General features: G+C 72.5%; 12 protein-coding genes and 1 tRNA gene. 7 read left to right on the forward strand and 6 right to left on the reverse strand.

Annotated elements, in window-relative coordinates; genetic code table 11:
• The gene (locus AB0H52_RS05925; protein ID WP_151492186.1) at window positions 1-1,332 is read left to right on the forward strand and encodes an NAD(P)/FAD-dependent oxidoreductase; all 1,332 of its coding nucleotides are present in this window, start codon (window positions 1-3) and stop codon (window positions 1,330-1,332) included.
• A 102-nt stretch (window positions 1,333-1,434) separates the two neighbouring features.
• Here AB0H52_RS05925 and AB0H52_RS05930 read toward each other — a convergent pair whose 3' ends face one another.
• Complete coding sequence (locus AB0H52_RS05930; protein ID WP_192580439.1) at window positions 1,435-3,270, reverse strand: hypothetical protein; 1,836 nt, start codon at window positions 3,268-3,270, stop codon at window positions 1,435-1,437.
• Between the two features lie 101 nt (window positions 3,271-3,371).
• Between AB0H52_RS05930 and AB0H52_RS05935 the strand changes: the two genes are divergently transcribed.
• From AB0H52_RS05935 to AB0H52_RS05950, 4 genes are all read left to right on the forward strand, one after another.
• Window positions 3,372-3,452 (forward strand) — tRNA-Leu (locus AB0H52_RS05935).
• A gap of 110 nt (window positions 3,453-3,562) precedes the next feature.
• On the forward strand, window positions 3,563-4,378 hold the full coding sequence (locus tag AB0H52_RS05940) for a Bax inhibitor-1/YccA family protein (RefSeq protein WP_151492187.1): 816 nt from the start codon (window positions 3,563-3,565) through the stop codon (window positions 4,376-4,378).
• Between the two features lie 135 nt (window positions 4,379-4,513).
• On the forward strand, window positions 4,514-5,272 hold the full coding sequence (locus AB0H52_RS05945; RefSeq protein WP_151492188.1) for a Bax inhibitor-1/YccA family protein: 759 nt from the start codon (window positions 4,514-4,516) through the stop codon (window positions 5,270-5,272).
• Between the two features lie 29 nt (window positions 5,273-5,301).
• Window positions 5,302-5,622 carry a hypothetical protein gene (locus tag AB0H52_RS05950; protein WP_151492189.1) on the forward strand — a complete coding sequence of 107 codons (321 nt, stop codon included), beginning with the start codon at window positions 5,302-5,304 and terminating at the stop codon, window positions 5,620-5,622.
• Between the two features lie 23 nt (window positions 5,623-5,645).
• Here the strand turns inward: AB0H52_RS05950 and AB0H52_RS05955 are convergent, their stop codons facing one another.
• The 3 genes from AB0H52_RS05955 to AB0H52_RS05965 form a co-directional block, all read right to left on the reverse strand.
• Window positions 5,646-6,908, reverse strand: coding sequence for an acetyl-CoA C-acetyltransferase (locus AB0H52_RS05955; protein WP_151492190.1), 1,263 nt, complete (start codon window positions 6,906-6,908; stop codon window positions 5,646-5,648).
• A gap of 68 nt (window positions 6,909-6,976) precedes the next feature.
• A complete protein-coding gene (locus AB0H52_RS05960) occupies window positions 6,977-7,789 on the reverse strand; it encodes an SGNH/GDSL hydrolase family protein (RefSeq protein WP_151492191.1) in 813 nt (270 codons plus the stop codon).
• Window positions 7,786-8,829: an SGNH/GDSL hydrolase family protein gene (locus tag AB0H52_RS05965; RefSeq protein WP_151492192.1), complete on the reverse strand. Its 1,044-nt coding sequence runs from the start codon at window positions 8,827-8,829 to the stop codon at window positions 7,786-7,788. Before AB0H52_RS05965 ends, AB0H52_RS05960 begins: the two co-directional genes overlap by 4 nt.
• Before the next feature lie 150 nt (window positions 8,830-8,979).
• On the opposite strand from AB0H52_RS05965, the gene AB0H52_RS05970 reads away from it, so the two are divergent.
• Both AB0H52_RS05970 and AB0H52_RS05975 read left to right on the forward strand, forming a co-directional pair.
• Window positions 8,980-9,336 carry a YkvA family protein gene (locus AB0H52_RS05970; protein ID WP_139584153.1) on the forward strand — a complete coding sequence of 119 codons (357 nt, stop codon included), beginning with the start codon at window positions 8,980-8,982 and terminating at the stop codon, window positions 9,334-9,336.
• Window positions 9,337-9,408: 72 nt separating this feature from the next.
• A complete protein-coding gene (locus AB0H52_RS05975; RefSeq protein WP_151492193.1) occupies window positions 9,409-10,779 on the forward strand; it encodes a cystathionine beta-synthase in 1,371 nt (456 codons plus the stop codon).
• Window positions 10,780-10,963: 184 nt separating this feature from the next.
• Here AB0H52_RS05975 and AB0H52_RS05980 read toward each other — a convergent pair whose 3' ends face one another.
• Window positions 10,964-11,473, reverse strand: coding sequence for a GNAT family N-acetyltransferase (locus tag AB0H52_RS05980; protein ID WP_357945523.1), 510 nt, complete (start codon window positions 11,471-11,473; stop codon window positions 10,964-10,966).
• Window positions 11,470-12,399 carry a ribonuclease Z gene (locus AB0H52_RS05985; RefSeq protein WP_278124200.1) on the reverse strand — a complete coding sequence of 310 codons (930 nt, stop codon included), beginning with the start codon at window positions 12,397-12,399 and terminating at the stop codon, window positions 11,470-11,472. Before AB0H52_RS05985 ends, AB0H52_RS05980 begins: the two co-directional genes overlap by 4 nt.
• Between the last annotated feature and the right edge of the window lie 545 nt (window positions 12,400-12,944).

Genomic DNA, 12,944 nt, shown 5'->3' on the forward strand with positions numbered 1-12,944 from the left:
GTGAATCCGAAGCGGATCCTTGTGGTGGGTGCCGGGCACGTCGGCCTGTACGCCGCCCTGCGCCTGTCGAAGAAGCTCAGCTCCCGTGAGGCTGAGGTCATCGTGGTGGACCCCCAGCCGCACATGACCTACCAGCCGTTCCTGCCCGAGGCAGCGGCGGGCAACATCTCCCCGCGGCATTCCGTGGTGCCGCTGCGTCGGGAGTTGCGCCGGTGCAAGGTGGTGGCCGGCACGGTCACCCGCATCGAGCACGACCGCAAGGTGGCCACCGTGCAGCCGATCATCGGTCCGGCCCGGGAGATCGCGTACGACCACGTGATCGTGGCACCTGGTTCGGTGTCCCGGACGCTGCCGATCCCCGGCCTGCACGAGCAGGGCATCGGGTTCAAGACCATCGGCGAGGCGATCTACCTCCGCAACCACGTCCTGGACCGGCTGGACGTCGCCGCCGTCACCCCGGACGAGGACGTTCGCCGCTCGGCGCTGACCTTCACCTTCGTCGGCGGTGGTTACGCCGGCATCGAGGCGCTCGCCGAGATGGAGGACATGGCCCGCGACGCACTGCGCTACTACCCGGAGTTGAAGCCGGAGGACATGCGCTGGGTGCTCGTCGAGGCCACCCAGCGGGTGCTGCCCGAGGTGGACCGGGACATGGGCGCCTACACGGTGCAGCAGCTGCTCAAGCGGAACATGGACATCCGTCTGGACACCCGGCTGGAGTCCTGCGTCGACGGCGTGATCAAGCTGTCCGACGGTGACAGCTTCCGCTCCGACACGATCGTCTGGACGGCCGGCGTGAAGCCGTCGCCGATGCTGGACGCCACGGACTTCCCGCGCGACGAGCGGCGGCGGGTCACCTGCATCCCCACCCTCCAGGTGGTCGACGGCGACCAGGTCATCGAGGGCGCGTGGAGCGCCGGTGACTGTGCCGCGGTGCCCGACCTGACCAAAGAGCCGGGCAACTTCTGCTCGCCGAGCGCCCAGCACGCGGTGCGCCAGGCCGCGCGGATGGCCGACAACATCGCGAACGTGATCCGGGGCCGCGAGCCGGTCAACTACAAGCACAAGCACGCCGGCAGCGTGGCGAGCCTCGGCCTGCACAAGGGCGTCGCCCAGGTTTACGGGATCAAGATGACCGGCTGGCCGGCGTGGTTCATGCACCGGACGTACCACATGAGCCGGATCCCGTCGTTCAACCGTAAGGTCCGGGTGGTGGTCGACTGGTCGCTGGCGTTCTTCCTCAAGCGTGAGGTGGTCTCCCTGGGCCAGCTGCACGACCCGCGCGAGGAGTTCATCGAGGCGTCCCAGCCGGTCGGTGCCCCCCGCGCCTGACCGCCGCTCCACCCCGCCGATCTTGCACTTTCGGTCGCCGTAACGCCCCTGTCGCGGGGGCTTGCCGGTGCGGAATGGGCAAGATCGGCGGCGTTTTCGGGGTCAGACCCGCCAGATCCAGGCGTCGGTGATCCGGGTGGACGGCCCGTAGAGCTGCTCCAGGGTGGCCTTCAGGCTCTCCACGTGCGGGGCGTCGTCGGCCAGCGCCACACACGTCGCGCCCCAGAAGTCGGCGTCCCTGGCGGCCTGCCGGCGCTGCTCGTCGCCGATGGCCGGCTGGTCACCGCGCCGGGCGACGTCCGCCAGCAGAGCCGAGGTGGGCTGCTTGAAGGTGCCCATCGCGGCGGTGCCGCCCCGCCCGTACGGGCCGATGAAGAACCCCTCGGGCAGCCCGAAGTCGGCGTCGGCGGCGGCCGCCCAGCGCATCGGCCACGGCTCCTTGGGTGTGGGCAGCGGCACCGGAACCAGCACACCGCCGGGTCGTACGCACTGCCGCCAGTGCCCACCGGTGATGAACTCCGGCACGGCGGGCCGCTCGGCGGTCGGCAACGGCGTCGGGAAGATCGGCAGCAGCGCCGCGATCACGGCCAGCGGCACGAACCGTCGCGCCCGCCCGGTGCCGCGCAGCGCCCGGTCGACGGCCAGCACCAGCAGTGTCGCGACGATCGGCAGGAGCGCCAGGCCGAACCGCATGGGCAGCGCGCCGTCCACCACGGGCAGCCCGGCGAGCAGGGCGTACGGGCCGGGCAGGGCGGTGCGGGTGCCGCCGAGCACCACCTCCGGGCCGAGCGAGAGGGCACCCATGACCAGTCCCGCGACCACGCAGGCCAGCACCAGTCGCCGTCGTCCGGCCCAGACCGCGCAGGCCACGGCGGCCAGGAGCAGCGGCCAACCGAGGAAGGTGTTGTATTCCGCCGGCCCGGTGGTGAGGTGCGCGGATTCGGCGCGACCGAGCACCGACAGCGGGGAGATCGTCCACCAACTGCTCAGGTCGGCGGAGAAGTAGGCGGGGCTGAACATGCCGTCGGCGACGCCCTGCGGCCCGTCGAACTGGAACCACAGCGGGTACCCGAGCACGAGCAGCGCCAGGCCGGCGGCGACCGCCAGGCCGGCGGCGAAGGTGGGCAGCGCGCGCCGCGCCAGCTCCCGGTCCGTCACCGCGTAGCTGACCGCCATCACGAGCAGTGTGAGGGTGGCGAGGAAGAGCACCTCCTCGCCGACGAAGACCTGCACGGTGACCGCGGCGGCCAGTCCGGCGGCGGAGCTGAGGATCCGTCGCCGGTCCGGTCCGGCGAGCGTCCTCGTCCCGGGGTCGGACGCCCGCAGCAGCCGGACCACCAGCCAGACGATCACCGGCACCAGCCACTGGGCGGTCATGTGCAGATGGCTGTTGGTCTGCGACACCATTGCGGGGCCGAAACCGCACAGCCCGCCGCCGAGCGCGGCGGCGAGCCGGCGGGCGCGCAGCGTCCGGTGGAACAGCAGATACCAGGCGACCGCGGTGCCGGCCAGGTTGGCGGCGGCGAGCAGCGCGAAGGTGACCGGCGCGCCGAGCAGCAGGGTGACCGGCGCGCAGACGACGCCGAGCGCGATGACCGTGGTGTTGGCCATCAGGTTGACCCCGTCCGGGGCGTTGAGCCGGTCGGTGAGCAGGCTGAAGTCACCGAGCAGCGCTCGCGCGTCGACGGCCAGGAACCACTCGTAGAGGGCCTGGTCCTCCGGGTTGAGCGCGAGGGTGCGGCCGGTCGGGTCGGGCCACAGCCCGTGGGTGAGCCAGCCGGCCAGCGTGACACAGGCCACCGCGATCAGCAGGTCGACCTGGTGCCGACGGGCCACGGCCAGCAACCGGGCGGCCCGGGGCCGGCGGTCGACCTGATCGGCGAGGCGGAATGCCTGCTCAGGGGCGGCGTCGGGGGCCGTGGGGGCTGCGCTGGTCACGGCATCGACCCTAATGTGGCCAGCCCGCCGGGGTACGCCGGGTCGCCACGGACCGGCTACGGTGACATTGCACCGTGCGTGTCGGCGCGTCGGTGCCACCCGCCCGGGTGGTGGAAAGGCAGACACGGCCGCCTTAAAAGCGGCTGCCGCAAGGCGTGCGGGTTCGACCCCCGCCCCGGGCACCTGTCGGCTCGCCCGCCGCATTCCATTCGCGATCACCAGGGCTTGGCTGCGCCGTTTACTCTTGGAGGGCACGTTCACGTGCAAACGACCCCCTGAGGGAGGCCAGACAGTGAAGACCTCGAACCCGGTGCTCGCCCGGCTCGGCCAGGCGGCCGAGCGGGAGCGCTCCGCCGGGTACGCACCGACCGGGCCGTACGGACAGCCCGGCATTCCCCAGCAGTACCCGTCCCAGGCCGGCTACCCGGCCGCGCCGCCCACCGTGGCGCCGATGACCGTCGACGACGTGGTCGTCAAGACGGTCGCCCTGCTCGGCATCCTCGGCATCACCGCCGCGGCCGCCTGGGTGCTCGTACCCGACGCGCTGGTCGGTGCCGCCTGGATCGGCGCGGCAGTCGTCGGCCTGGTCCTCGGCCTGATCATCTCGTTCTCCCGGATGGCCAACCCCGCGCTCGTCATCGCGTACGCGGTCGTCGAGGGCGTCTTCGTCGGCATGGTCAGCAAGGCGTTCGAGTCGGCGTACGACGGCATCGTGCTCCAGGCCGCCGTGGCCAGCTTCGGCATCTTCTTCCTGATGGCGATGCTCTACCGGGCGAAGGTCATCCGGGCCACCCCGGCATTCGTCAAGGGCATGATCGCGGCGATGGTCGGCCTGTTCGCCGTCATGCTGATCAACCTGGTGCTGGCGCTGTTCGGCGTCAACACGGGCCTGCGTGACGGCAGCCCGCTGGCCATCGGCTTCAGCCTGGTCTGCATCGTGGTCGCCTCGCTGAGCTTCGTGCTCAGCTTCAAGGAGATCGAGGACGGCGTCCGGATGGGCCTCCCGCAGCGCTACTCCTGGGTGGCCGCGTTCGGCATCCTGGTCAGCCTGGTCTGGCTCTACATCGAGATCCTGCGCCTGCTGAGCTACTTCCAGGGCGACGACTGACCTCGTCCGCTCTGCCGAACGGCGCCCGTCCCCGCTCTCGTGGGGGCGGGCGCGGTCGTCCGCGCCGTTTCGCCGCCACCGCCGGGCCGCCCGGGGGAGAGTGACCGCAGGGGTACGCGGGCGGAGGAGGCGGCGGTGCGCAGCAACAACCCGGTGCTCAACCGGCTGGACGAGACCGGGCGCCTGGAGTCCCGGGTGCTCGGCACCCGTGACGTCGAGCCGATGACCGTCGACGACGTGGTGGTCCGTACCGTCGGGCTGCTGCTCGTCACCGGTGCGGCTGCGGCGGTGTCCTGGGCGGTGATCCCCGACGCGGTGTGGCTGGGCGCCGCACTGGCCGGCAGCGCCCTCGCCTCGATCGCGCTGGTGCTGGTCATCTCCCTGCGCGGGATCACCAACCCGGTGCCCATCGTCGGCTACGCCCTGCTCCAGGGGCTGCTGCTGGGGGTGGCCAGCCGTGCCTTCGAGCAGGTGTATCCGGGCATCGTGGTGCAGGCGGTGGCCGGCACGTTCGGTGTCTTCCTCGGCATGGCGGCCCTCTACCGTGCCCGGGTGATCCGGGCGACGCCCCGACTGGCCCGCCTGGTGATCGGAACCCTGCTCGGCATCGCCGTGCTCAGCGTGGTCAACCTGGTGTCGTACCTGATCTCCGGGCGGCCGGGGCTGGAGGTCTACAGCGCCAGCGGGGAGGTCGGCTGGCTGCCGTACGCCTTCTCGGTGGTGGCGATCATCGCCGGGGCGTTCAGCTTCATCCTCGACTTCGACCTCGTCGAACGTTCGGTGCGCGACGGCCGACCCCGCCGGTACGCGTGGCTGAGCGCGTTCGGCCTGCTCACCGGGCTGGTGTTTCTGTACTGGCAGCTGCTGCGGCTGCTCAGCTACCTGCGTCGCTGACCGGCCCGGCCGGCCGTAGACTCGCGACGATGAGCGCAGCGGAATTGGATCAGGCCGTGCAGCTGCTGGTCCGCCAGGTCGGGCACTGGGAGCAGCCGCGCTGGGCGGCGGCCGCGGCCACCGGCAATGTGCCCCGCGCCGACCTGGTCCACCGGTTGGTGCAGGAGATCGCAAATCTGGCCGCCGACGCCGAGGGCGAACCTCGTCGGACGGTACCCCGGCTGGACAACGACGTGGCGCTGCCCGACCAGTTGCGGGTGGTGACGGCGGATCTGTTTGCCGCCGGCACGGACGCCGAGGTGCTGGCGCGGGCCGCCGCCGAGGTGACGGCGACCCGCAGCGCGCTCTGACGCCCACTTCCGCGAGCGTCAGTTCAGTTCAGCCGCTCCAGCACCATCGCCATGCCCTGGCCGCCGCCGACGCACATGGTCTCCAGACCGATGGTCTTGTCGTGCCACTCCAGGGCGTTGAGCAGGGTGCCGGTGATGCGGGCACCGGTCATGCCGAACGGGTGGCCGACCGCGATCGCGCCCCCCATCACGTTCAGCTTCTCCTCCGGGATGCCCAGCTCGCGGTAGGAGGGGATGACCTGCGCGGCGAACGCCTCGTTGATCTCGACGAGGTCAACGTCGTCGATGGTCATGCCGGCCCGGCGCAGCGCCTGCCGGGACGCCTCGACCGGTCCGAGGCCCATGATCTCCGGCGACAACGCGGTCACGCCGGTGGAGACGATCCGGGCCAGCGGGGTCAACCCCAGCTCCTCGGCCCGCTGGGCGCTCATCACGACCACGGCGGCGGCACCGTCGTTGAGCGGGCAGCAGTTGCCGGCGGTGATCCGGCCGTCCGGGCGGAACACCGGCTTCAGGCCGGCGACCGCGTCGAGGGTGACACCGGCGCGGGGGCCGTCGTCGGTGCTGACCACGGTGCCGTCCGGCGTCGTGACCGGGGTGATCTCCCGCGCCCAGAAGCCGTCGGCGATGGCCTTCTCGGCGAGGTTCTGGCTGCGGACGCCGAACTCGTCCATGTCGGCGCGGGTGACGTCGTACACCTGGGCCAGGTTCTCCGCGGTCTGCCCCATGGTCAGGTAGATGTCCGGCAGGTCACCGGCGTCACGCGGGTCGGTCCACACCTCGGCGCCGCCCTGCGCGCGGCGCTTCGAGCGTTCGCCGGCCGCCGCGAAGCGCGGGTTCTCCCAGCCGCCGCCGACCAGCGCCTGCGCCTCCGGCGGCAGACCGTCGGAACTGCCCCGGGCGTACCGGGAGACCATCTCGACGCCGGCGGAGACGAACACGTCGCCCTCCCCGGCCCGGATCGCGTGCATGGCCATCCGGGTGGTCTGCAACGAGGAGGCGCAGTAGCGGGTCAGCGTGGCACCCGGCACGGTGTCGAGCCCGAGCAGGGTGGACACCACCCGGGCCATGTTGAAGCCCTGTTCGCCGCCGGGCAGGCCGCACCCGAGGTAGAGGTCGTCGACGGTGGTCGGATCGAGCTGGGGGATCTTGTCCAACGCGGCCTGGACGATGGTCGCGGCGAGGTCGTCGGAGCGGACGTCGCGCAGGGACCCCTTGTGCGCCCGGCCGATGGGGGAGCGGGCGGTGGCGACGATGACGGCGTCGCGGGACGACTCAATCGGCATGGACCAACGTTAACCCGCCGGTAACATGGCGCGGAAGAAGCGGGGGCGGCGGGAAATGTCACCCCGATCTAACGCCGCGAGGTCATCGCCGCCGCGGCCGCGACGGCCGGCAGCAGGGCGTGCGCCCACACCCGGTAACCGTCGGCGGAGGGGTGGAAACCGTCGTGGCAGAGCGTCCCCGCGTCGGCCCGGAACACCGGCCCGGTCTCGGTGGCCAGGTCGACCACGGTGCCACCGGCGTCCAGCACGGCAGTGGTCTGCGCGCGTGCCATCCGCCGGCCGGCCCAGCCGACCACCTGACGCAGCGGGGGAGCGATGGCGCGCACCGCGCCGAGATCGGGGCACGTGCCCACCACCACCTCGACCCGCGCCTCGCGCAGCCGGTGCACCGCCGCCCCCAGATACGCGGCCGCGTCGGCCGGCCGGCGCAGCCCGGTGGCGTCGTTCGCGCCGATCAGGATCAACGCCACGTCGGGCCGCTCACCGAGCAGGGCCCGGGCCACCTGGGTGGCCAGATCCGTCGAACGGGACCCGGAGACACCGACGCTGGACAGGTGCACCCGCCGGCCGGCCGGGCCCTCGGCGAGCAGATGGGCCAACTGGCCGCCGATGGTGTCCTCCAGGCGGTCGACGCCCACGCCGAGCGCCGACGAGTCGCCGAGCAGCACCAGCCGCAGCGGCGCAGCACCGGCCCGGCCGATCGTGGCGCGCAGCGCCAGCCCCAGCTCCGGCTGGGCGTACCGCCGGTGCCGGGCTACGAACGCCTCACCGGCCAGGACGGCGGCGCCGCCCACCGTGCCGGCGAGCAGCGAGAGTGCCGCCGCCCGGCCTAGTCGGCCGGGAAGGCCGGCGGTCACGTCCCGCCCGCTGCGCTCGTTCATGCCAGTCCCTCCACTGTCGAGGTGTCCGGGGCGGACCCGCGCTGCGGCACCGCGCCGACACCGAAGAACGCCCGGCGACGCAGCTGCGCCCACCGGCCGGCCGGACCTCGGTCGCGGCCCCGGACCTGGGTGCCGCTGACCTCGGTGCCGGCGTGCCGGGCCGCCTCCTGCGCGGCCTCCGGCAGCGACCGTACGCCCTCGCCCCGCGCCTGTGTAGCCCGTCGTTCCTGCCCCGCGCCGAGCGCCGAGAGCATCGTCGGCAGGAGGGCGGCGGCAGCCATCGCGTACCCCTCGGCGGAGGGATGGAACCGGTCCCAGGCGAACATCCGGGCCGGCTCGGCGGCGAACCGCGGGCCGAGCAGGTCACCGAGGGACACCGTCCAGCCGCCCGCCTCGACCACCGCCACCGTCTGGGCGGCGGCGAGCTGTCGGCTCCAGCGGTGCGCCAACCAGCGCAGCGGCGGCTGGATCGGGCGGATCGCGCCCAGGTCGGGGCAGGTGCCGACGACCACCTCGCAACCGGCGTCGCGGAGCGAGTGGACCGCCTCGACCAGGTAACGCACGGCCAGCCCGCGCGGCGTGCGATTGGTGATGTCGTTGCCGCCGATGAGGATCACCGCGATGTCCGGGCGGTGCTCCAACGCCGCATCCACCTGGTGTCGCAGCGCCGCCGAGATGGCGCCGACCACCGCGAAGCGGTGCAGGCGCACCGGGCGGTGCAGTCGGCGCGACAGACCGGTGGCGAGCAGCGCGCCGGGCGTCTCCCGGCGGCGGTGCACCCCGTAGCCGGCCGCCGACGAGTCACCGAGCACGACCATGGTGAGCGCGGGGCCGGGGAACTTCGCGCCGTACACCCCGTCGCAGCGCGGCGGCGGCGCCTCGGCCATCGGGATGGTGCGTCGGGCCTGCCGCGCCTGGCCGAGCAGCACCCCGCCGGTCGCCACCGCGGTGGCGACCGTCCCGATCGCCGCCAGGCGGACGACCCGCCGGGCGTGTCGCCAGCGCGGACCAACGGGTACGACAGAACCAGCCACCCCCATACCGCGACATTATCGCGCCGGCCCGACACGCCGCTGTCGTCGTGACGGCACCCGGGTGCCTGGAAACCGACGCGACGGGGTACCAGTACGGGGGAGGCCGGCCGACTTGCGCCGACCCGCCACGCTGATCCGGCGGAGAGGAGCGCGACGATGGGGAAGACACTGAAGCGCAGCGCGGCGTTCACGGCACTGGCCCGGGCACTGGCGGCCGGGGCGCGCGGCGGCCCGTCGCTGGGCACCCGGTTGGCGGCGTTGCCCCGGATGATCCGGGCCACCACCAGGGGCGAGTACGACGGCGGCCTCCGCCTGGCCCTGATGACGGCCGCGACGGCGTACATCGTCTCGCCGATCGATCTGCTCCCGGAGATCCCGCTGGCGATCTTCGGGCTGGCCGACGACGCCGTCATGATCACCTGGCTGGCCGGTAGCGTGCTCGCCGAGACCGACCGCTTCCTGGAGTGGGAGGCGCGGCGCAGCTCGGTCATCCCCGGGGGCCTGGTGCCCTGACGGCACGTACGCTGGGCGGCGAGGAAACGTCTGCCCGGCCGCCGTCGCCGGCGCCGCAACGAAGGGCACACCGTGCAGTACTACGACAACGTCGTCGACATGATCGGCAACACCCCGCTAGTACGTCTGCGTAACGTCACCGAGGGCATCCAGGCCACCGTGCTCGCCAAGGTCGAGTACCTGAATCCGGGTGGCTCGGTGAAGGACCGGATCGCCCTGCGCATGGTGGAGGACGCCGAAGCGGCGGGCCTGCTCCAGCCGGGCGGCACGATCGTCGAGCCGACCAGCGGCAACACCGGTGTCGGGCTGGCCCTGGTGGCCCAGCTCAAGGGCTACAAGTGTGTCTTCGTCTGCCCCGACAAGGTCAGCCAGGACAAGCAGGACGTGCTCCGGGCGTACGGCGCCGAGGTGGTGGTCTGCCCGACCGCGGTCGCTCCGGAGGACCCGCGCTCGTACTACAACGTCTCCGACCGGCTCACCCGGGAGATCCCCGGCGCCTGGAAGCCTGACCAGTACAGCAACCCGGCCAACCCGCGGTCGCACTACGAGACCACCGGTCCGGAGCTGTGGAAGCAGACCGAGGGCGGTCTGACCCACTTCGTCACGGGCGTCGGCACCGGCGGCACGATCTCCGGCATCGGCCGGTACCTCAAGGAGGCGTCCAAGGGTCGGGTGCGGGTCATCGGGGCCGACCCGGAGGGTTCGGTCTACTCCGGCGGCACCGGCCGGCCGTACCTGGTGGAGGGCGTCGGCGAGGACTTCTGGCCGGAGACGTACGACCGGGGTGTGGCCGACGAGATCGTCGAGGTGTCCGACAAGGCGTCCTTCGAGATGACCCGGCGGCTGGCCCGCGAGGAGGGGCTGCTGGTCGGCGGCTCCTGCGGGATGGCGGTGGTCGCCGCCCTGGAGGTGGCGCGCAAGGCCGGCCCGGACGACGTGGTGGTGGTGCTGCTGCCCGACGGCGGGCGGGGTTACCTGTCGAAGATCTTCAACGACTCGTGGATGGCCCGGTACGGCTTCCTCGACAACTCCGGCACCGAGCCGACGGTGGCCGACGCGCTGGCCAGCAAGCCGGGCGGGCTGCCCGAGCTGGTGCACGTGCACCCGACCGAGACGGTCCGCGACGCGATCGACTACATGCGCGAGTACGGCGTCTCCCAACTGCCGGTGCTCAAGGCGGAGCCGCCGGTGGTGACCGGTGAGGTCGCCGGCTCGATCGCCGAGCGGGACCTGCTCGACGCGCTGTTCACCGGTCAGGCCCACCTGCACGACACCATCGAGCGGCACATGGGCGACCCGCTGCCGATGATCGGTGGTGGCCAGCCGGTCAGCGAGGCTGTCGGCCTGCTGGAAAAGTCCGACGCCGCCCTGGTCCTGGTCGACGGCAAGCCCAAGGGCGTCCTGACCCGTCAAGACCTCCTGGCCCACCTAGGTGCCCACTAACAGCCCCCCGCCCCCGCCCCCACTCCCACTCCCACCCCCACCCCCACCCCCAACCCCGCCCCCAACCCCCCGCCCCGTCGATCATGGAGTTGTGGTGCCGGATGAGACCGGCATGAGCGGATTAATCGCCCACCACAACTCCATGATCGACGGAATGGGAGGGTGGGGGCGGGAGGCAGAAGAGCTACAGGGGGCGGGTGTAGCGGAGCTGGGGGGTTGGGACGGGGCCGATGTACTCGTCGCGTTGCGCGCCCGTCGGGGTCCAGCCGCCGCGCTCGTAGAAGGCGCGGGCGTGGGCGTTGTCCCGCAGCACCCACAGCACCGCGCGGCGCCAACCCTGGGCGCGCATCGCATCCAGGGCGTCCACCATCAGCGCGCGGCCGGTGCCCCGGCCCTGCTCGCGCGGGTCCAGGTGGAGCGCGTTGAGCAGCCCGGTCGCCGGGCCACCCTCGTCGTCCGGGCCCAGGTAGCTGAACCCGACCAGGGCCCCGGCGCGCTCCGCCACGGTCATCCGGTGGACGTCCCGTTCCCAGCGCCACCGCTCGGTCCAGAACCACCCCATCGCCTCTTCCGTCGGCTCGGCCAGCGCCTCGGGCGGCAGGAACGAGGAGTACGCGGCGACCCGGGAACGTTGGTGCAACGCACCCACCCCCATCAGGTCGTCACCGGTCGCGGGGCGGAGCGTGACGGTCACTCGGCCGAGGCTACCCGGCGGGGCGGAACCTGCACCGTGGTCAGATCCTCGGCGATGATCAGGTCACCGTCGAAGTGGGCGCGCGCCTCGTCGTGGAACCGGCGCGGGTCGGGGTACCGCTGGGAGAAATGGGTGAGCACCAGCCGTCGTACCCCGGACTCGGTCGCCACCCGGGCGGCCTGCGCCGCGGTCAGGTGGCCGACCTCGGCGGCCAACGCGGCCTCCGACTCCAGGAACGTCGACTCGATGACCAGCAGGTCGGCGTGCTCGGCGAGGGCGTACACCCCGTCGCAGAGGCCGGTGTCCATCACGAAGGCGAACCGCTGCCCCGGCCGGGGCACGCTCACCTCGGCCCGGGTGACGCGGCGTCCGTCGAGGTCGAGGTGCCCCACGCGGATCAGCTCGCCGACGGCCGGCCCGGCAATGCCGTACGCGGCCAGCCTCTCCGGCAGCATCCGGTGCCCGTCCGGCTCGACGAGCCGGTACCCGTACGTCTCGATGGGGTGCCGTAGCCGGCGTGCCTCCAGGAGGCCGCAGCCCAGCGCGATGCGCTGCCCGTCGGTCTCGATCGGGGTCACCGCCAGCTCGGCGGTCTCGTAGAACGAGGTGGCGTGCCGCAGCCGGGCGAAGTACTCGGCGCCACCGGCCGGGAAGTGCACGGCAACCGGATGCGCCACCCGGTCCAGGGAGAGTCGCTGGATGGTGCCGGGCAGGCCCAGGCAGTGGTCGCCGTGGAAGTGGGTGACGCAGATCCGGGTCAGGTCGGTGGCCGTGACCGTGGTGTGCAGGAACTGGCGCTGGGTGCCCTCACCCGGGTCGAAGAGGATCACCTCGTCGTCCCAGCGCAGCACGTACCCGTTGTGGTTGCGCTGCCGGGTCGGCGCCTGGCTGGCCGTCCCCAGCACCACCAGTTCGCGCATCGACATCGCCGGTCCTCCGGATATGAAGCGACCCCCGGGGCGCTCCGCGCTGTCGCGCGGGCCGGCTGGACTGGGCCGGCACCCCGGGGGTCGGGTGGCTGTCTGGAATTCGCCGCACCGCTGCCACACGGTCCCGACGATGGTGCTGGTGCCCGCCTGTCGGCGGACCGATCACTGTCGAGGACAGCGGCTAGCGGACAGCCACCTCACGAGTCCGATTGCTATACAAGTCTGGACCACCTCCTTTCGCGTGTACGGCCACGTTATCGAGTCCTCGCGGGGCTCGGCAACGGATTTCGATCACAGGGCCGAACGGGAATGCCCGGCCACCTGTCGGTGGCGGCCCTCGAGGTCGTGCGGCAGCCGGGCGTTGCGTCGCGCTGGAGGTCGGCTGTAGCGCCAGCTGCGACGATCACCCCGCCCATGCCAGCTCGTGGGTCGGCGCCGTGCTCCCGGCATCGAGGCATGGCGTCAGCGCGTGGGGAATTCCGCCAGCACTCATCCGGTGTCACCGTCGCGCGCGTCGCCCGATAGCGGGTACGGCGGTCGGC

Origin of the sequence: Micromonospora sp. NPDC050695 (genome assembly GCF_040654415.1) — a bacterium.
Classification (GTDB): domain Bacteria; phylum Actinomycetota; class Actinomycetes; order Mycobacteriales; family Micromonosporaceae; genus Micromonospora.